We start from the raw sequence: 444 nt of genomic DNA on the forward strand, positions 1-444 counted from the left end.
GGGGTCCTGCGAGCGGGCCATGCCGACCACGCCGCGCTTGTAATGTTCGGTCTGCGAGAATTCGGCCGGCAGGTCGGGCAGGTCGGAACCGCCGGTGCCGACGGCCTCGGCGCTGAAACCCTTTTTCATATTGCCGAACTTGACGTCGCCGGTCTGCGCCATGAAGCCGTCTATGACGCGGTGGAAGGCGACGTTGTCATAGGCGCCTTGGCGCACCAGCTTCTTGATCTGCTCGACATGCTTTGGCGCCAGATCGGGCCGAAGCGCAATGGTGACGTCTCCGTCCTTCAGCGTGATGACCATGGTGTTTTCCGGGTCGGCGGCGAAGGCCGAGACCGATGCGGTCACAAGGCCGGCAAGCACAACGAGGAACGAGGCGAGCTTTTTCAGCTGCATATCTATCTCCGGAATCTTATTTCGCGAATTTGGCGGTGAGCGCACCGG

Annotated in this window: 1 protein-coding gene; it reads right to left on the reverse strand. The window is 61.7% G+C overall.

All coding sequences use genetic code 11. The annotated features are described in order from the left end of the window. Nucleotides 1-303, reverse strand: a 303-nt coding sequence (locus tag ENZ74_RS34115; protein ID WP_245471076.1) for a peptidylprolyl isomerase, incomplete at its 3' end; no start/stop codon positions are given. Nucleotides 304-444: the final 141 nt, after the last annotated feature.

The sequence above is a fragment of the Mesorhizobium sp. M7A.F.Ca.CA.002.15.2.1 genome, from assembly GCF_003998715.1.
GTDB lineage: Bacteria > Pseudomonadota > Alphaproteobacteria > Rhizobiales > Rhizobiaceae > Mesorhizobium > Mesorhizobium ciceri.